Below are 18514 nucleotides of genomic sequence, written 5' to 3'. Positions count from 1 at the left end.
TATCGAGGACTTACTTCCCTAGGGTAGTCCGCCATGTGGTCTCAAATTGCCCCTATCAGTTCGTTGCTGAGCGGGGTCGCGTTACTCCTGCTCGGCAATGGCCTGCTCAATACCCTACTGACGCTGCGTGGTGTCGCCGAAGGCTACTCCACCGCAATGCTCGGACTGATCATGTCCGGGTACTTCGTCGGCTTTCTCCTCGGCACCTGGCTGGCGATTCCGCTGGTGCGCCGCGTTGGGCACATCCGTGCGTTCGCCTTTTGCGCAGCGCTCGCCGCCATCACCGCCCTGCTCCATGTGCTGCTGGTCGATCCCTGGGTCTGGCTGGGCCTGCGCGTGCTCTATGGCCTGGCCCTGGTCAGCCTGTACATGGTCATCGAGAGCTGGCTGAACGCCCAGGCCCCCGCCGACAAGCGCGGCCAGGTGTTCGCCATCTACATGGCGGTCAACCTCGGCGCCCTTGCGGCCGCCCAGCAGTTGCTCGGCCTGGCCGAACCCGGCGAGTTCATGCTGTTCGCCCTGGCGGCGATGCTGATCAGCGCCGCGCTGATGCCCATCACCCTGACCCGCCAGGGCCAGCCCAGCGTGCCGGATACCCTGCACACCAACCTGCGTCAGCTGCTCGGCATCGCCCCGTTGTCGATCGCCGCCGCCGGCCTGTCCGGCCTCGCCCTCGGCGCCTTCTGGGGCATGGCGCCGGTATACGCCAGCCTGAGCGGCTTCGATGCCAGCGGCGTGGGCCTGCTGATGAGCAGCGCGATCCTCGGCGGCGCCCTGCTGCAGTGGCCGATCGGGCTCTACTCGGACAAGCACGACCGCCGCCTGGTGCTGCTCTGGGTGGTGATCCTGGCGGTACTGGTGGCCCTGCTGATGAGCCTGCTGCCGGCCGGTCGGCCCTTGCTCGGGCTGATCTTCCTGTTTGGCGGCCTGTCCTTTGCCATCTACCCGGTGGCCGTCGCGCAGCTGATCGACCAACTGCACAGCGATGAAATTCTTGCCGGCTCCAGCAGCCTGCTGATGGTCAACGGCATCGGATCGGTCTGCGGGCCATTGCTCGCCGGGCTGCTGATGCAGCAGCTCGGCGCCCAGGCGCTGCCGCTGTTCTTCGCCGCGGTGCTGGCCCTGCTGGCCGCCTACACCCTCTATCGCCTGCGTCACGTCAGTGACCTGGTCAGCGGCGAGCACGCGCACTTCGTGCCGATGCTGCGTACCAGCCATACGGTGCTCGAGCTGATGCCCGACGCGCCAGCGGCGGACGCCGAGCCGCAGGCCGAGGAGCCCTTGGCCGAATCTCCGTAGGCGCCGGTTCGCCAGCGTCTGCGACAAACCCGGCAGCCGCCTTCCCAGGCGCGACTGCCCAACACGCAGAGCCCGATGCCTGCCGCGCAACAATCGCGCAGCAATGCATCACCAGGCTCATAGCTCGTCGGCCCACGTCGGCGCGTCAACTGCACCCACTTATGGACAGGGAGACAGCGCATGCTACTTGCTACCGATCTCGATGGAACCTTTCTCGCCGGCGATCCCGAGGATCGCCTGAGCCTCTACCAGACCATCGCCGCCCACCCGGACATCCGCCTGGCCTACGTCACCGGGCGTAGCCTGGAAGCGGTGCTGCCGCTGCTGGCGGACCCGACGCTGCCGCAGCCGGACTTCATCATCGCCGACGTCGGCGCCAGCCTGGTGCACGGCGATACGCTGCAGCCGATCCAGCCGCTGCAGAGCGCGGTGGATGCCCTGTGGCCCGGCGAGAGCCAGGTCGCCAGCGCCATCGAGGGCTTCGAGCTGGAGCGCCAGGACGTGCCCCAGGCCCGCCGCTGCTCCTACTTCTGCACGCCGGAACAGGCCGCCAACCCGGCCCTGCTCGAGGCCGCACAGGCCCTGGGCTGCGACCTGCTGTATTCCGCCGAACGCTACCTCGACTTCCTGCCCCAGGGGGTGAACAAGGGCAGCAGCCTCAAGGCCCTGGCCGACTGGCTGGAGCTGGAGGACGACCAGGTGCTGGCGGCCGGCGACACCCTCAACGACCTGTCCATGCTCAGCGGCCCGTTCAAGGGCGTCTGCGTCGGCCAGTCGGAACGGGGCCTGCTCGAAGCCACCGCCCAGCACTCGCTCACCCTGCACGCCGAGCGCCCAGGCTGCGGCGGCATCCTCGAGGCCTTCGCCCACTTCGGTTTCCTCGGCGAACACGGCATCGCCGCCGAACGCCGCAAGGCCGCCCAGCCCGGCAACGCCGAGCTGGTGATGGTCTACCACCGCCTGCCCTACGAGGAGCATCGCGGCGCCGACGGCAAGCTGCAGCGTCGCCGTCCGACCTCGCCGAACGGCATCATCCCCACCCTGCTGAGTTTCTTCGGCGACGGCCGGCCGGGCTCCTGGATCGCCTGGGCGGTGCACGAGGACGACGATGAGCCCTTCGATACCCATACCCCCGTGGATGCCGAGCGCTACCCCAAGCTCACCGCCGCGCGGGTCAAGCTGAGCAAGGCGGATGTCGACGTCTTCTACAAGCGCTTCTCCAAGGAAGCCTTCTGGCCGACCCTGCACACCTTCTGGGAGCGCGCCACCTTCAACGAGGACGACTGGCAGGTGTTCTGCAAGGTCAACCGCGCCTTCGCCGAGCGCACCGCCCTGGAGGCCGCCGAAGGCGCCACCGTGTGGCTGCACGACTACAACCTGTGGATGGTCCCGGCCTACCTGCGCGAGTTGCGCCCGGACCTGCGCATCGCCTTCTTCCACCACACCTACTTCCCCTCGGCGGACGTGTTCAACGTGCTGCCGTGGCGCCGGCAGATCATCGGCAGCCTGCTGCAGTGCGACTACGTGGGCTTCCATATCCCGCGCCAGGTGGAGAACTTCGTCGACGTGGCCCGCGGCGTCACGCCGCTGCAGACGGTCAGCCGGCAGAACTGCGCGCCGCGCTTCATCACTTATGGCTGCGCGGTCGGCCTGGAACGCATGACCACCGCCGTGGATACCGGCAGCCGGGTGGTCAAGCTGGGCGCCCATCCGGTCGGCCTGGACATCGACCGGGTCCGCAGCGCCCTGGACAACCCGAAGATCCTCGACATGATGGCCCGCCTGCGCGAGGAGCTGTCCGGGGTGAAGCTGATCCTGTCGGTGGAGCGCCTGGATTACACCAAGGGCATCCTGGAGAAGCTCAACGCCTACGAACGCCTGCTGGCGGAAAACCCGGAGCTGCTCGGCAAGGTCACCCTGGTCACCGTCTGCGTGCCGGCGGCCAAGGAAATGACCATCTACGACGAGCTGCAGGGGCAGATCGAGCAGGCCGTCGGGCGGATCAACGGGCGCTTCGCCCGCATCGGCTGGACGCCGCTGCAGTTCTTCTTCCGCAGCCTGCCGTTCGAGGAGGTCAGCGCCTGGTACGCCATGGCCGACGTCATGTGGATCACCCCGCTGCGCGACGGCCTCAACCTGGTGGCCAAGGAGTTCGTCGCCGCCCAGGGCCTGCTCGGTGGCAGCGGCGTACTGGTGCTCTCCGAGTTCGCCGGCGCCGCCGCCGAACTCAAGGGTGCCCTGCTGACCAATCCGCACGACCCGGCTGACCTGGTGCAGAGCTGCTACCTGGCGCTGAACCTGCCCAAGGCCGAGGCCCAGGCGCGCCTGCGCCAGCTGTTCGATATCGTCAGCTACAACGACATCCGCCGCTGGGGCGACGAGTTCCTCGCCGGGGTGGCCGAAGAGCCACTGCCCGAGCGCGAGGCCTTGCTGGCCGTCTAGGGCCAAGGCCAGCGGGTGCCTGATGGGGCACCCGCTGGACGGCTCAGCCCATCTGGCTGTCTACCTCGCAGTCGATCATCCACGGTACGCCGAAACGGTCGGTGAACATGGCGAAGCGCGCGGCCCAGAAGGTCGCCTGCAGCTCCATCTGCACCGCCCCTCCTGCCGACAGGGCGGCGTACAGGCGCTCCGCCTGGGGTACGTTGTCCACCTGCAGGCAGACCGAACAGCCCTTGATCCCCTCGTAAGGGCATTGCAGCGGAATGCTGTCCGAGCCCATCAACACCTGCTCATCGAGCTTCAGGCTGGCATGGATGATGCGCTCATGGAACTGCGTCGGAACGTCCTTGGCCATGGGGCTTTCACCGTAGCGCATCAGGGTGTCCAGCTTGCCGTCCAGGCACTCGGCGTAGAACCTGAAGGCGGCCTCGCACTGGCCGTCGAACGACAGATAGCTATTGATCTTCATCCTTTATTTCCTCGCGGTTGGTGTTCGGTGCGCGCGCAGGCGTTCTTCCTGCTCGCGCAACTCTGGCGTGAGTGCCTCACCGAAGTCCTCGGCCTCGAACAACTGACGAATCTCGATCTCCGAGTCACCCGGCATGGGGTTGGGGCAACGCTTGACCCAGTCGATGCAGGCCTGCAAGGACTCCACCTGAAAGATCCAGAATCCGGCGATCAGCTCCCGGGTTTCCGGAAAGGGGCCTTGCACCACGCTGCGCTGGCTACCGGCAAACCGCAGCCGCGCGCCCCGGCTGCTGGGGTGCAGACCTTCGCCGGCCTGCAACACCCCCGCCTCGACCAACTCCTCGTTGTAACGCCCCATGGCGGCCAGCAATTCTTCGCTGGGCATCACACCGGCTTCGGAATCGGCTGTGGCCTTGACCATCACCATAAAACGCATGTCGTGTCTCCTCATCGGGTTGTTGGGGAGAACCAGCCCGGCGCTCACCTGTCGCCTGGTTGCCCTGCCCCGCAGTCGATCGAGGCAAGCGGCTGGCCGTTTTCCACCGGCGAGTCAGCAACCCTAGACCACTCCCCGCGGGCGCGCGCAGAGGGCAGCCGCGGACAAGCTGTGCTATCGCTGTAGAAGGCGCTGACGCGCCAGGACCGATACCAGCGAGAGAATAGGCCGATGCCACAGGCGGTGCTGCTCGATATCAGCGGCGTGCTCTACCAGGACACCCAGGCGATACCCGGCTCGGTGAAGGCGGTCCGGGCCCTGCAGGCCAAGGGCTACCCGCTGCGCCTCGTGACCAACACCTCGCGCCTGACCGCCGCCGAGATCCATCGCCAGCTCCTCGCCATGGGTTATGCCCTGCAGCCCGAGCAGATCTACAGCGCACCGCGCGCCATGCGTCACTACCTGCAGGCGCATGGCCTGCGCCCCTACTGCCTGATCCACCGCAACCTAGAAGCCGAATTCGCCGACCTGCTGGAACTGCCGGCGCCCAATGCGGTGGTCATCGGCGATGCCGCCGAGCGCTTCGACTACGCCCACCTGGAGCGGGCCTTCCACCTGCTGCTGGACGGCGCGCCGCTGCTGGCCATGGGCGACAACCGCTACTTTCGCTACCAGGGCGCACTGCGCCTGGACGCTGGGCCCTTCGTCCGCGCCCTGGAGTACGCCGCCGGGGTGCAGGCCAAGGTGCTAGGCAAACCCTCGCCGGCTTTCTTTGCCGGGGCCCTGGAGGAGCTCGGCGTGGCGGCCGGGCAGGCGCTGATGATCGGCGACGATGTCGAGAGCGACGTGCTGGGCGCGCAGCGCGCCGGCCTGCAGGCCTGCCTGGTGCAGACCGGCAAGTACCGCGCCGGCGACCAAGCCCGGGCCCCCGACGCCCTGCTGGCCAAGGATCTGGCCGATGCGCTGCGCCGCTACTGCTGAATACTCGGGCCCGGAAAGGCCCTGCCTGCGTCAGCCGCGACCGCAATCGCTCAGGAAAAGGCGGCCGAGCGCGCTATCGGCACTATCACCTCTAGTAAGGCCACTCTCAACAAACTCGCGGTGCCCGCGCAGAGCCTGGACGCGGTGCTTGGACTCAATATCCTGCATCTGCTGGACGATTGGGACGAGGCCATCGGCCGGGTCGAGCAAATGCTCAAGCCGGGCGGCGTCTTCATCAGCAGCACCATGTGTCTCGGTGATTCGCTGAAGTTGAAAGCCATGAAGTGCCTCGTATCGATGGGCGCATGGCTGGGCCTGCTGCCGTCACTTAGCGCCTTCAGCCAGCAGCAGCTGCTCGACAGCTTGACCCGCGCCGGCTTTTCGATCGAACGGCACTGGCAACCTGGAAAAAAAAACAGGGCCGTGTTTATCGTCGCGAGGAAGGCCTGATCGGCACGCGCCTACCGAGCGAACGCCCAGGGAATCAAGGGCGTGAACAGCGACGCCGCTGGCCTCGTCACCTCATGAAGCGACTGCTCGGCCGGGGCGCCGGACCCAGCCCCCACAGGGCGCGCCCAGGTGCACAGACTACTGCGGGCTGTGGCGATTGCGACTGGCCTGGACGATGCGTTGCGCCGGCACCCGCAGCTGGGTCAGCAAGTACTCGGCGAAGGCCGGGGAATACGGCTGCCGCGCGATGGCCTGCTCCATGCAGCCGAGCCAGGCCTCGGCGTGGGCCTCATCGATCGGCCACTGGGCATGGAAGGCGGGAATCGCAATGGCGCCGTACTTCTCCTGGAACAGGCGCGGGCCGCCGAGCCAGCCGCTTAAGAAACAGGCCAGCTTGTCGCGCGCCTGCTCCAGGCTTGCCGGGTGCATGCGGCGAATGTCGGACGCCGCGCTGGACTCGTCCATGATCCGGTAGAAGTCGTCGACCAGGCGCCGCAGCCCGTCGATCCCACCGGCCGCCTGGTATGAAGCATCCTCTACGCCAAATTGCGCCGTACTGGCCACGAGTCACCCCCTGTGCAAAAGGCGCATTGTACGGTCAGTCGGGCAACACGCGGAACGCTGGACGGATGGACCGCCCGGGCGGTTGTGTCGAGCCAGCGGCACACGCAGAATGCTGGACAGAAATCCAGCCAAGCCCGCCATGCCAACCGCCCTCTCCGCCGACTTCTATTACCTGAGCAACTTCCGGTCCGCCCTCGCCTGGATCGACGAACGCTATCGGGACCTGCTGAGCGACGCGGAGCAGGCGTTTATCCAGCACTTTGCCGGACTGGACCTGGCCGCCCAGGCCCTGCTGGTACGCCTGGTGATGCGCAAGGGCCCGCACTTTCGCGCGAGCAAGCTGAGCTATGTCGAAATCGGCGACATCCAGGCCCCGGCGGCGCAACTGCTGGCCCTCGGCTGGCTGACCGACAGCGCGCTGCTCACGACCGAGGAGGTCGTCGCCCTGCTGCGCAAGGACGAGCTGCTCACCCACCTGCCACTGGCCGACCGCCGTGCCTCGCTGAAGAAGAGTGAACTGCTCGAACAGCTGCTCGAGGCGGAGCACAAGCCGCAACCTTTCGCCCACTGGTGCCCTGGGTTGGCGGACAGCCTGTACAGCCTGACCATCGGCGAGCTGTGCAACCGCCTGCGCCTGCTGTTTTTCGGCAACCTCAGCCAGGACTGGTCCGAGTTCGTGCTGGCCGAGCTGGGCGTACTGCGCTACGAGCCCGTGGCCATCACCGCGGATTCGCGGGCCTTCCGCAGTCGCCAGGACCTGGAGGACTACCTGTTGCTGCGCGAGCAGCGCCTGCGCTTCGAATCCGGCGAGGCCATCGATGACATGCTGGCCACCCTGTCGTCCTTCGCCTCGGCCAATCCCTACCTGCAGTCGCGCCACGCCAAGTTGCTGTTCCAGTTCGCCCAGCACCTGGAAAGACAGGCCGAGTTCGAGCAGGCCCTGGCCCTCTATCGGCGCTCGGACTACGGCGATGCCCGCTGGCGGCGGATCCGCGTGCTGGAGAAGCTCGAGCGCCACGCCGAGGCCCATGCCCTCGCCCTGCAGGTCGACGCCGCGCCGCGCCACGATCAGGAAAGCCAGCAGGTGCAACGCGCCTTGCCACGCCTGCAACGCAAGCTGGGCCTGCCAGCGGCCAAGCGCCGGGCCGTGGTAGCGGAGGCGCGCATCGAGCTGACCCTGGCCCAGCCCGAGGTCGGCGGCGTCGAGCACGCGGTGCGCGAGCACCTGCATCGCGATCACGCTCCGGTGCACTACGTGGAGAACACCCTGATCTGCAGCCTGTTCGGCCTGCTGTGCTGGGAGGCGGTGTTCGCGCCGCTGCCGGGGGCCTTCTTCCATCCGTTCCAGAGCGGCCCGGCGGACCTGCTCAGCGCCGATTTTCAGCCGCGGCGCGAGGCGTTGTTCGCCACCTGCCTGGCGCGCCTGGATTCGTACGCTTATCAGGCGCACATCCGCACCCTGTACCGCGACAAGTTCGGCACCCAGTCGCCGTTCGTGTTCTGGGGCATGCTCGGCGAGGAACTGCTGGAACAGGCCCTGGCCTGCATTCCGGCGGCGCACCTGAAGGCCTGCTGCCAGCGCCTGCTGCGCGACCTCAAGGCCAACCGCGCCGGCATGCCCGATCTAATCCAGTTCTACCCGGGCGAACAGCGCTATCGGATGATCGAGGTGAAAGGCCCCGGCGATCGCCTGCAGGACAACCAGAAGCGCTGGCTCGAGTTCTGCGCCGAGCAGGGCATGCCGGTCGAGGTCTGCTACGTGCAGTGGGCACAGCCATGAGCTACGCCGTGGCGGTACGCGCCCTCTGCGAGTTCACCGCCAAGGAGGGCGACCTGGACCTGCGCTTCACCCCCTCGCCCTCGGCGCAGGAGGGCATCGCCGGACACCAGACCGTGGTCAGCCGCCGCGGCCCGGACTATATCGCCGAACTGCCGCTGGCCGGCGCCTTCCCCGGCCTGCTGGTCAGCGGCCGGGCCGACGGCTACGACCCCGAAAGCAACCTGCTGGAAGAGATCAAGACCCACCGCGGCGACGTGGCGCGCATCCCGCACAACCACCGGCTGCTGCACTGGGCCCAGGTCAAGGTCTACGGCTGGCTGCTGTGCCTGAACTACGAGCTCGCCGAGGTCGAGCTGGCGGTGGTGTATTTCAATGTCGTGACCCAGCAGGAAACGGTCCTGCGCGAGCGCTTCGGCGCCGAGGACCTGCAGGCGTTCTTCAACCTGCAGTGCAGCCGCTTCATCGCCTGGGCCGAGCAGGAGGGCCTGCACCGCAGCGCCCGCGACCACAGCCTGGAGCGCCTGCGCTTTCCCTACCCCGCGTTCCGGCATGGCCAGCGCCAGCTGGCCGAGAACGTCTACCGCTCGGCCCGGGACGGTCACACCCTGCTGGCCCAGGCCACCACCGGCATCGGCAAGACGCTTGGCACCCTGTTCCCCCAGCTGAAGGCCTTTCCCGCGCAGAAGCTCGACCGCCTGTTCTTCCTGACCGCCAAGACCCCGGGCCGGCGCCTGGCCCTGGACGCCCTGGCCAGCTTGCGCAGGCAGGAGGAGCAGATGTCGCTGCGGGTGCTCGAGCATGTGGCTCGCGACAAGGCCTGCGAACACCCGGACAAGTCCTGCCACGGCGATTCCTGCCCGCTGGCCAAGGGCTTCTACGACCGCCTGGCCGCTGCCCGCCAGGCCGCCGTCGAGCGCCGCTGGCTGACCCAGCAGGACGTGCGCGCAGTGGCCCTGGCCCATCACATCTGCCCCTACTACCTGAGCCAGGAGCTGTGCCACTGGGCCGACGTGGTGGTCTGCGACTACAACTACTACTTCGACATCAGCGCCCTGCTCTACGGCCTGACCCTGCAGTACGACTGGCGCGTCACCCTGCTGGTCGACGAGGCCCACAACCTGATCGAACGCGGCCGCGGCATGTACACCGCCGAGCTGATCCAGGACGACTTCCACGCCCTGTGCACGGCGGCGCCGGCCCGGTTGAAGGGCGCCCTGGAGCGGGTCGCCCGGCACTGGCATCAGCTGCATCAGGACCAGGCGCTGCCCTACCAGATCTACCCCGCCCTGCCCGACCTGTACGTCGCGGCGCTGAACAAGGCGGTGGGCGCGATCAAGGACCACCTGACCGATCAGAACAACAACAACAACGAACGCTCGCTGCTGCAGTTCTACATGGACGCCTCGCTGTTCTGCCGGCTGGCCGAAGCCTACGGCCCCCACTCGCTGTTCGACATCACCCGCAACGATGCCCAGGGCACCTTCCCCAGCGCCGACCTGTGCCTGCGCAACGTGGTGCCGGCGGTGTTCCTCGCCGAACGCTTCGACACCGCCCACAGCACCACCCTGTTCTCCGCCACTTTGCAGCCGGCCGACTACTACCGCGACCTGCTCGGCCTGCCCGAAGAGACCCAGTGGCTGAACGTAGCCTCGCCCTTTTCCGCCGAGCAGCTGGACGTGCGCATCGTGCGCAACCTGTCGACCCGCTACCCGCACCGCGAATCCAGCCTCGCCCCCATCTGCCGCATCATGGCCGAGCAATACCGCGCCAAGCCCGGCAACTACCTGGCCTTCTTCAGCAGCTATGCCTACCTGCAGCAGGTGCTGGACCTGTTCAGGACCCTGCATCCCGAGGTGCCGACCCTCCACCAGTCGCGCAGCATGAACGAACTCAACCGCCAGGCCTTCCTCGACCGTTTCACCGAGCACTCCCACGGGATTGGCTTCGCCGTGCTGGGCGGCGCCTTCGGCGAGGGCATCGACCTGCCGGGCAAGCGCCTGATCGGCGCCTTCATCGCCACCCTGGGCCTGCCGCAGGTCAACGAGATCAACGAGGAAATCAAGGCGCGCATGGAGCAGATGTTCGGCAACGGCTACGACTACGCCTACCTCTACCCGGGGCTGCAGAAGGTGGTGCAGGCCGCCGGCCGGGTGATTCGCACCACCGAGGACGAGGGCGTGGTCTACCTGCTGGACGACCGCTTCGCCCAGGCGCAGACCCGACGACTGCTGCCGGACTGGTGGCAGCTGACGAGCTTCAGGTTCTAGTCGCACTGCGGCGCATGAGGTTGCCGAGCGAACAAATCGACCTGAATGCGGACATGAAAAAGCCCGGTCGTTTCCGAACCGGGCCTTTTCATTTTGATATATGGTCGGGACGGAGTGATTCGAACACTCGACCCCTTGCACCCCATGCAAGTGCGCTACCAGGCTGCGCTACGCCCCGACTAGGCGTGATTCTGTTTTCTTTGATCTGAAAACGTCGCGAACTATACACTAAGCTTCTGAAATATGGAAACTTTTTTGAATCGCTCGCTACTTTCGAAGGACCATTAGGACATCTTCCAGCTCAGCGATCATCTGCTTGATCAGCTGCTTGTACTGAGTGGTGTCATCCCTGGCCTCATCTCCGGAAAGGCGCTGTCGCGCCCCGCCGATGGTGAAGCCCTGGTCGTACAGCAGCGCACGGATCTGGCGAATCATCAGCACATCCTGTCGCTGATAGTAACGCCGATTGCCGCGACGCTTGACCGGGTTGAGCTGGGGGAACTCCTGTTCCCAATAGCGCAGGACGTGCGGCTTTACCGCACAGAGCTCGCTAACCTCGCCGATCGTGAAATACCGCTTGCCGGGAATGGCAGGTAGTTCGTCGTTATGACTTGGTTCCAGCATAAGCCTCAACCCTGGCTTTAAGTTTCTGGCCTGGACGGAAAGTCACCACACGGCGGGCCGTGATCGGAATTTCCTCTCCCGTTTTTGGATTACGACCGGGGCGCTGACGCTTATCGCGCAGATCGAAGTTGCCGAACCCCGAGAGCTTGACCTGCTCGTTGAGTTCCAGCGCTTGGCGGATCTCTTCGAAGAACAGTTCGACCAACTCCTTGGCTTCCCGTTTATTCAGGCCTAGCTCTTCATACAGACGTTCCGCCATTTCAGCTTTCGTCAGAGCCCCCATACGCTACTTCCTTAACGTGGCGTTGAACCTTTGTTCCAGGGAGGTGAGGATATTCTGCGTTGTGGTTCCCACCTCGTCATCATTAAGAGTGCGCGATGGATGCTGCCAGGTCAAGCCGACGGCAAGGCTTTTTCTATGCGGATCAATGCCTTTACCGTGATACAGGTCAAATAGCCTGAGGTCGGTCAACCACTCCCCCGCCGCCTCCCGAATGGCCGCCAGCAGTGCCTCGGCCGGCACTTCGCGATCGACCAGCAAGGCCAGGTCGCGGCGCACCTCCGGGAAGCGCGACAGTTCGCGGAACGCCGGCAGGCGACCTTCGATGACTTCGCTCAACAGCAACTCGAACAGGTAGACCGGCTGATCGAGCCCCAGGGCCTTGCCCAACTCGGGATGAATCGCCCCAAGGAAGCCGACCAATCGACCATCACGCTCGATACGTGCGGTTTGGCCCGGATGCAGAGCGGGATGCTCACCCGCCACGAACCTAAAGCCATCTGCCGCGCCGGCACTGGCCAACAGCGCCTCGACGTCGGCCTTGACGTCATAAAAGTCCACGCCATCGCGGCCGTGCGCCCAGCCTTCCGGCAAGCGGCTACCAGCAACGACGCCAGCCAGCATCGCCTCCTGTTTCAGATCTGCCAATTGCCCGACGAAACGCAGACCACTCTCGAACAGGCGCACACGCGACTGCTGGCGATTGAGGTTGTGCTCCAGTGCCTTGACCAGGCCCGGCCACAACGACGAACGCATGGCGGCCATATCGGCGGAGATCGGATTAGCCAGCATCAGCGGCTCGACACCCGGGTTGAACAGCTCGAACAGCTTGGGATCGATGAAGCTGTAGGTGATGGCCTCCTGATAGCCCCGCGCTACCAGCAGCCGGCGCAGGGCGGGCAGCTCGACTGCCGCCTCGGCCTTCGGCTGCGGCGCCAGACGCGCCCGCGGATAGCGCACTGGCAGACGGTTGTAACCGTACAAGCGCCCGAGCTCTTCGATCAGGTCGACTTCCAGACTGATATCGAATCGATGGCTGGGCACTTCGACTCGCCACTGCCCTTCCCCGCTAGCACTGATACCCAGGCCTAGCGCGCTGAGGAGCCGCTCGATCTCTGCGCTCTCCATCTTCAGGCCGAGCATTTGCTCGATGCGCTCGGCGCGCAGGGTGATCGGCTCCACGCTCGGCAGTTGTGCCGAATCGACCACCTCGATGATCGGCCCAGGCTCGCCACCGACGACTTCCAGCAGCAAGGCAGTTGCCCGCTCCATGGCCTCGCGCGCCAGTCGAGAGTCCACACCGCGCTCGAAACGGTGCGAGGAATCAGTGTGCAGACCATAGGAGCGTGCCTTGCCGGCAATGGCGATGGTGTCGAAGAAGGCGCTTTCGAGGAACAGGTCGCGGGTCTTTGCGCTGACACCACTGTGCTCGCCGCCCATCACGCCGGCGATCGCCAGAGCCCGCTGGTGGTCGGCGATAACCAGTGTATCGGCCCGCAGGCTGACTTCCTGGCCGTCGAGCAGGACCAGTTTCTCGCCCTCCTCGGCCATGCGCACGCGAATGCCGTCATTGATTTCCGCCAGGTCGAAGGCGTGCATCGGCTGGCCGAGCTCGAGCATCACATAGTTGGTGACGTCGACAGCCGCATCGATGCTGCGCACGTCGGCGCGGCGTAGACGCTCGACCATCCACAGCGGCGTCGGCCGGGACAGGTCGACATTGCGCAGCACGCGCCCCAGGTAACGCGGACAGGCCTGGGTGGCCAGCACCTCGACCGGACGCACTTCATCATGACTCGGCGCGACGGCATTGATCGCCGGACGCGTGACCGGCGCCCCGTACAGGGCGCTGACCTCACGAGCCAGACCGGCCAGGGACAGGCAGTCGCCGCGGTTGGGGGTCAGGTCGACCTCAATGCTCGCATCATCGAGCGACAGATAGGTCCGAATATCCTGGCCGACCGGCGCATCGCCCGGCAGCTCCATCAGGCCGTCGTTGTCATCGCTGATCTGCAGCTCGGACGCCGAACAGAGCATGCCGTTGGACTCGACGCCGCGCAGCTTGGCCTTCTTGATCTTGAAGTCGCCAGGCAGCTCTGCCCCGATCATGGCGAAGGGAATCTTCAGGCCCGGGCGCACGTTCGGCGCGCCACACACGACCTGAAAGGTTTCCGCGCCATTGCTCACCTGGCACACGCGCAGCTTGTCGGCATCTGGATGCTGCTCGGTGGCCAGCACCTCGCCCACCACGATGCCACTGAATGCACCGGCGGCCGGCGTTACGCTGTCGACCTCGAGACCGGCCATCGAAAGGCGCGCGACCAGCTCATCGCGTGAAACCTGTGGGTTTACCCAGGTACGCAGCCATTGTTCACTGAATTTCATCCTGCTCTCCTAAAACAATTCGGTTACGGTCGTGCGGCTCTAGCGAAATTGCGCCAGGAATCGCAGGTCGTTATCGAAGAACAGGCGCAAGTCGTTGACGCCGTAGCGCAGCATGGCGAGGCGTTCTACGCCCATGCCAAAGGCGAAGCCCTGGTACTTCTCGGGATCGATGCCGGACATGCGCAGCACGTTCGGATGGACCATGCCGCAGCCCATCACTTCCAGCCAGCCGGTCTGCTTGCACACGCGGCAGCCTTTGCCGCTGCACATCACGCACTGCATATCGACTTCCGCCGAAGGCTCGGTGAAGGGAAAGAAGGAAGGACGGAAGCGCACGCCCAGCGGCTTTTCGAAGAACACTCGAAGAAACTCTTCGATAGTGCCCTTGAGGTCGGCGAAGCTGACGCCTTCGTCGACCAGCAGCCCCTCGACCTGGTGGAACATCGGCGAGTGGGTGATATCCGAGTCGCAGCGATACACGCGGCCAGGGCAGACAATGCGGATCGGCGGCTGCTGCGACTCCATGGTGCGCACCTGCACCGGCGAGGTGTGGGTGCGCAGCAACATGTTCGCGTTGAAATAGAAGGTGTCATGCATCGCCCGCGCCGGATGATGGCCGGGGATATTGAGCGCCTCGAAGTTGTGATAGTCGTTTTCCACTTCGGGGCCTTCGGCGATGCCGTAGCCTATCCGGGTGAAAAACTGCTCGACCCTCTCCAGAGTCCGGGTAACCGGATGCAGACCACCGGAGGCCTGGCCGCGGCCCGGCAAGGTCACGTCGATGCGTTCGGCGGCGAGCTTGGCGCCCAGTGCGGCTTGCTCGAGCGCCGTCTTGCGGGTGTTCAGCGCGTCCTGGACCTTGTCCTTGGCCGCGTTGATCAGCGCGCCGGCTTGCGGACGCTCTTCCGCCGACAGATTGCCCAGGGTCTTCATCACCTGAGTCAGCTCGCCCTTCTTGCCCAGATAGTGAACCCGCAACTGCTCCAGGGCGCTCACATCGTCGGTGTGGCTAACGGCCTCAAGCGCTTGCGAGACCAGCACATCCAGATTTTCCATTTACAGACTCCAGATACGAAATAGGGGAAGAGCTTGAAGGCTCTTCCCCTATTGGTGACGTTTAGCACCGGGCGAGCCCGGTGATTGTCGGGGACTTAAGCCAGTACGGCTTTCGCTTTCTCGACAATCGCAGCAAACGCCGCTTTTTCGTTCACTGCCAGATCAGCCAGAACCTTACGGTCGATCTCGATGGACGCTTTTTTCAGGCCAGCGATCAGACGGCTGTAGGACAGACCGTTGACACGCGCACCAGCGTTGATACGAGCGATCCACAGGGCACGGAACTGACGCTTGCGCTGACGGCGGTCGCGGTAGGCGTACTGGCCTGCCTTGATCACTGCCTGCTTGGCGACGCGGAATACGCGCGAGCGCGCACCGTAGTAGCCTTTAGCGAGTTTCAGAATTTTTTTGTGACGCTTACGAGCGATAACGCCGCGCTTTACACGAGCCATGAGTAATTTCCTCTAAACCTTGACCGAATTAACGAACGCGCAGCATGCGCTCCACCTTTGCCACGTCAGACGGGTGCAGCAAGCTGCTACCGCGCAGTTGACGCTTACGCTTGGTGGACATTTTGGTCAGGATGTGGCTCTTGAAAGCGTGCTTGTGCTTGAAGCCGGAAGCGGTTTTCAAAAAACGCTTCGCTGCACCGCTCTTGGTTTTCATCTTTGGCATGTTCGGATACTCCGCATTCAGTGGATAAACATAACCGCAAGGCCTGCCGTGCCCTGGTGGTTACTTCTTCTTTTTGGGGGCGATGACCATGATCAGCTGGCGTCCTTCCATCTTCGGATGCTGTTCAACCGAGCCGTATTCGGCGAGGTCGTTTTCGACCCGCTTCAACAACTCCATGCCCAGCTCCTGATGGGCCATCTCACGGCCACGGAATCGCAAGGATACCTTGGCCCTGTCCCCCTCACTAAGGAAACGTACCAGGTTGCGTAGTTTTACCTGGTAATCCCCTTCCTCCGTCCCTGGACGAAACTTGATTTCTTTGATCTGGACTTGCTTCTGATTCTTCTTCGCCGCCGCGACCTGCTTCTTCTTTTCGAACAGGTGCTTGCCGTAGTCCATGATCCGGCAAACCGGAGGTACGGCGTCGGCAGAAATTTCTACCAGATCCAGCTTGGCTTCTTCAGCCACGCGAAGCGCTTCATCAATAGAGACGATGCCAATCTGCTCGCCCTCAGCGCCAATTAACCGAACCTCGCGTGCCGAGATATTCTCGTTGATCGGGGCCTTCGGTGCAGTTCGTTTATCTTGTCTCATTTCACGCTTAATAATGATTACTCCAAATCTTGGCGACCACGCCGGGAAACCGCCTGCGCGAGGAAATCAGCGAATTGGGCGACGGGCATGGAGCCCAGGTCAGCACCTTCACGGGTACGCACGGCGACAGTTTGCGTCTCAACCTCCCGATCTCCAATAACCAAGAGATAGGGAACCTTGAGCAAAGTATGCTCGCGGATTTTAAAGCCGATTTTTTCGTTTCTCAAGTCGGACTTGGCACGAAAACCGCTTTGAGCCAGAGTTTTTTCGACATCGAGGGCAAATTCGGCCTGCTTGTCGGTGATATTCATCACCACCGCCTGGGTCGGCGCCAGCCAAGCCGGGAACGCACCTTCGTAGTGCTCGATCAGAATGCCGATGAAGCGCTCGAACGAACCGAGAATGGCACGGTGCAGCATCACCGGATGCTTGCGGCTGTTGTCCTCGCTGACGAACTCTGCCCCCAAACGGACTGGCAGGTTGAAATCGAGCTGCAGGGTACCACACTGCCAGACCCGGCCGAGACAGTCCTTCAGCGAGAATTCGATCTTCGGCCCGTAGAAGGCCCCCTCGCCCGGCTGCAGATCATAAGGCAGGCCGGCGCTCTCCAATGCAGCGGCCAGCGCGGCCTCGGCACGGTCCCACAATTCATCGGAGCCCACGCGCTTTTCCGGACGGGTCGACAGCTTGAGCTGGATGTCCGAGAAACCGAAATCGGCATAGACCGCCTGGGTCAGCTTGATGAAGTCCGCCGACTCCGCCTGCATCTGCTCTTCGGTGCAGAAGATGTGCGCATCGTCCTGGGTGAAGCCGCGCACGCGCATGATGCCGTGCAAGGCGCCGGACGGCTCGTTACGGTGACAGGCACCGAACTCGGCCAGACGCATCGGCAGCTCGCGGTAGCTCTTCAAGCCCTGGTTGAACACCTGCACGTGGCACGGGCAGTTCATCGGCTTGATCGCGTAATCGCGACTTTCCGACTCGGTGGTGAACATGTTCTCGGCGTAGTTGGCCCAGTGCCCGGACTTCTCCCACAGGGAGCGATCGACCACCTGCGGCGTCTTGATCTCCAGATAGCCATGCTCACGCTGCACCTTGCGCATGTACTGCTCGAGCACCTGGTACAGGGTCCAGCCGTTCGGGTGCCAGAACACCATGCCCGGCGCCTCTTCCTGGGTATGGAACAGGTTCAGACGCTTGCCGATCTTGCGATGATCGCGCTTTTCGGCCTCCTCGATGCGCTGGATATAGGCCGCCAGCTGCTTCTTGTCCGCCCAGGCGGTGCCGTAGACGCGCTGCAGCTGTTCGTTCTTGGCATCGCCGCGCCAGTAGGCACCGGACAGCTTGGTCAGCTTGAAGGACTTGAGAAAGCGGGTATTCGGCACGTGCGGGCCACGGCACATGTCGACGTATTCTTCGTGGTAATACAGGCCCATGGCCTGCTCGTCCGGCATGTCCTCGACCAGGCGCAGCTTGTAGTCCTCGCCGCGGGACTGGAAGACCTCGATGACCTCGGCGCGCGGAGTGACCTTCTTGATGACGTCATAGTCCTTCTCGATCAGCTGCTGCATGCGCTGCTCGATGGCGGCCACGTCATCCGGCGTAAAGGGGCGCTCGTAGGCGATGTCGTAGTAGAAGCCTTCGTCAATGACCGGGCCGATGACCATCTTGGCCGTGGGAAACAACTGCTTGACCGCATGACCGATCAGGTGGGCACAGGAGTGCCGAATGATCTCCAGGCCCTCTTCATCCTTAGGCGTGATGATCTGCAGGGTCGCGTCGGCAGTGATCGGATCGCAGGCATCGACCAGCTTGCCATTGACCTTGCCGGCCACGGTGGCCTTGGCCAGGCCCGCGCCAATGGATTGCGCCACCTCGGCCACGGTGACCGGGTGATCGAACGAACGCTGACTGCCGTCGGGAAGAGTAATGGTTGGCATGGCGCCTCCTCTCCTAGTGGTGACCTCTACCAAAGGCCACATGGGTTGGGATGAGCCAGTAAGCGATCCGGCGGTATGCCTGCCTTACAGTGACAGGAGCTCGCGAGCCAACCGAAACCGAACCAGAGTCACTGGAGGTCAATGCAATAACGAACAAAAACGGGATGCTTCCAGAAAGCCACCTGACTGGCAAGCCGCCCAATAAAAAAGGGTCGCATCAGCGACCTTTCTAGCGAATTTGTCAGGCGCAATTGCTTTCGAAGCAACGCCCCA

17 protein-coding genes and 1 tRNA gene are annotated in these 18514 nt (G+C 64.2%); 6 read left to right on the top strand and 12 right to left on the bottom strand.

Features of this window, described 5'->3' with window-relative positions; all coding sequences use genetic code 11:
* Positions 1-33 precede the first annotated feature (33 nt).
* The gene (locus ACSX1D_RS09920) at positions 34-1299 is read left to right on the top strand and encodes an MFS transporter (protein WP_439862065.1); all 1266 of its coding nucleotides are present in this window, start codon (positions 34-36) and stop codon (positions 1297-1299) included.
* 180 nt (positions 1300-1479) lie between these two features.
* Complete coding sequence (ggpS, locus tag ACSX1D_RS09915; RefSeq protein ID WP_439862064.1) at positions 1480-3741, top strand: glucosylglycerol-phosphate synthase; 2262 nt, start codon at positions 1480-1482, stop codon at positions 3739-3741.
* Between the two features lie 43 nt (positions 3742-3784).
* On the opposite strand, the gene ACSX1D_RS09910 is transcribed toward ggpS, so the two are convergent.
* Together ACSX1D_RS09910 and ACSX1D_RS09905 are read right to left on the bottom strand one after the other, a co-directional pair.
* Positions 3785-4210 carry a VOC family protein gene (locus ACSX1D_RS09910; protein ID WP_439862063.1) on the bottom strand — a complete coding sequence of 142 codons (426 nt, stop codon included), beginning with the start codon at positions 4208-4210 and terminating at the stop codon, positions 3785-3787.
* Positions 4211-4213: 3 nt separating this feature from the next.
* Positions 4214-4645 carry a YciI family protein gene (locus ACSX1D_RS09905; RefSeq protein WP_439862062.1) on the bottom strand — a complete coding sequence of 144 codons (432 nt, stop codon included), beginning with the start codon at positions 4643-4645 and terminating at the stop codon, positions 4214-4216.
* Between the two features lie 231 nt (positions 4646-4876).
* Between ACSX1D_RS09905 and ACSX1D_RS09900 the strand changes: the two genes are divergently transcribed.
* Together ACSX1D_RS09900 and ACSX1D_RS09895 are read left to right on the top strand one after the other, a co-directional pair.
* Positions 4877-5626 (top strand): TIGR01458 family HAD-type hydrolase, encoded by a 750-nt coding sequence (locus ACSX1D_RS09900; RefSeq protein ID WP_439862061.1) that lies wholly within the window; start codon positions 4877-4879, stop codon positions 5624-5626.
* A complete protein-coding gene (locus tag ACSX1D_RS09895) occupies positions 5627-6076 on the top strand; it encodes a class I SAM-dependent methyltransferase (RefSeq protein ID WP_439862299.1) in 450 nt (149 codons plus the stop codon).
* A 138-nt stretch (positions 6077-6214) separates the two neighbouring features.
* Here ACSX1D_RS09895 and ACSX1D_RS09890 read toward each other — a convergent pair whose 3' ends face one another.
* Positions 6215-6640, bottom strand: a complete 426-nt coding sequence (locus ACSX1D_RS09890; RefSeq protein WP_439862060.1) for a group II truncated hemoglobin — start codon at positions 6638-6640, stop codon at positions 6215-6217.
* 139 nt (positions 6641-6779) lie between these two features.
* On the opposite strand from ACSX1D_RS09890, the gene ACSX1D_RS09885 reads away from it, so the two are divergent.
* Together ACSX1D_RS09885 and ACSX1D_RS09880 are read left to right on the top strand one after the other, a co-directional pair.
* A complete protein-coding gene (locus ACSX1D_RS09885) occupies positions 6780-8420 on the top strand; it encodes a VRR-NUC domain-containing protein (protein ID WP_439862059.1) in 1641 nt (546 codons plus the stop codon).
* Entirely contained in the window at positions 8417-10687 is a 2271-nt protein-coding gene (locus ACSX1D_RS09880) for an ATP-dependent DNA helicase (protein ID WP_439862058.1), read from the top strand. The genes ACSX1D_RS09885 and ACSX1D_RS09880 overlap by 4 nt, the downstream gene beginning before the upstream one ends.
* A gap of 101 nt (positions 10688-10788) precedes the next feature.
* Here ACSX1D_RS09880 and ACSX1D_RS09875 read toward each other — a convergent pair.
* The 9 genes from ACSX1D_RS09875 to thrS form a co-directional block, all read right to left on the bottom strand.
* Positions 10789-10865: transfer RNA gene (locus ACSX1D_RS09875), tRNA-Pro, on the bottom strand.
* Positions 10866-10954: 89 nt separating this feature from the next.
* Complete coding sequence (locus tag ACSX1D_RS09870; protein ID WP_439862057.1) at positions 10955-11311, bottom strand: MerR family transcriptional regulator; 357 nt, start codon at positions 11309-11311, stop codon at positions 10955-10957.
* Complete coding sequence (ihfA, locus tag ACSX1D_RS09865) at positions 11292-11594, bottom strand: integration host factor subunit alpha (protein WP_003243414.1); 303 nt, start codon at positions 11592-11594, stop codon at positions 11292-11294. The genes ACSX1D_RS09870 and ihfA overlap by 20 nt, the downstream gene beginning before the upstream one ends.
* A gap of 3 nt (positions 11595-11597) precedes the next feature.
* On the bottom strand, positions 11598-13976 hold the full coding sequence (gene pheT / locus ACSX1D_RS09860) for a phenylalanine--tRNA ligase subunit beta (protein WP_439862056.1): 2379 nt from the start codon (positions 13974-13976) through the stop codon (positions 11598-11600).
* Between the two features lie 39 nt (positions 13977-14015).
* A complete protein-coding gene (gene pheS / locus ACSX1D_RS09855) occupies positions 14016-15032 on the bottom strand; it encodes a phenylalanine--tRNA ligase subunit alpha (protein ID WP_439862055.1) in 1017 nt (338 codons plus the stop codon).
* 95 nt (positions 15033-15127) lie between these two features.
* Positions 15128-15484, bottom strand: coding sequence for a 50S ribosomal protein L20 (rplT, locus tag ACSX1D_RS09850; RefSeq protein ID WP_058069470.1), 357 nt, complete (start codon positions 15482-15484; stop codon positions 15128-15130).
* Between the two features lie 28 nt (positions 15485-15512).
* Positions 15513-15707: a 50S ribosomal protein L35 gene (gene rpmI / locus ACSX1D_RS09845; RefSeq protein ID WP_009394045.1), complete on the bottom strand. Its 195-nt coding sequence runs from the start codon at positions 15705-15707 to the stop codon at positions 15513-15515.
* Between the two features lie 60 nt (positions 15708-15767).
* Positions 15768-16319 (bottom strand): translation initiation factor IF-3, encoded by a 552-nt coding sequence (gene infC / locus ACSX1D_RS09840; RefSeq protein WP_208710254.1) that lies wholly within the window; start codon positions 16317-16319, stop codon positions 15768-15770.
* On the bottom strand, positions 16319-18241 hold the full coding sequence (gene thrS / locus ACSX1D_RS09835) for a threonine--tRNA ligase (protein WP_439862054.1): 1923 nt from the start codon (positions 18239-18241) through the stop codon (positions 16319-16321). Before thrS ends, infC begins: the two co-directional genes overlap by 1 nt.
* Between the last annotated feature and the right edge of the window lie 273 nt (positions 18242-18514).

Origin of the sequence: Pseudomonas sp. MBLB4136 (assembly GCF_051904765.1) — a bacterium.
GTDB lineage: Bacteria > Pseudomonadota > Gammaproteobacteria > Pseudomonadales > Pseudomonadaceae > Aquipseudomonas.
This window is presented reverse-complemented; position numbering and strand designations above follow the sequence as displayed.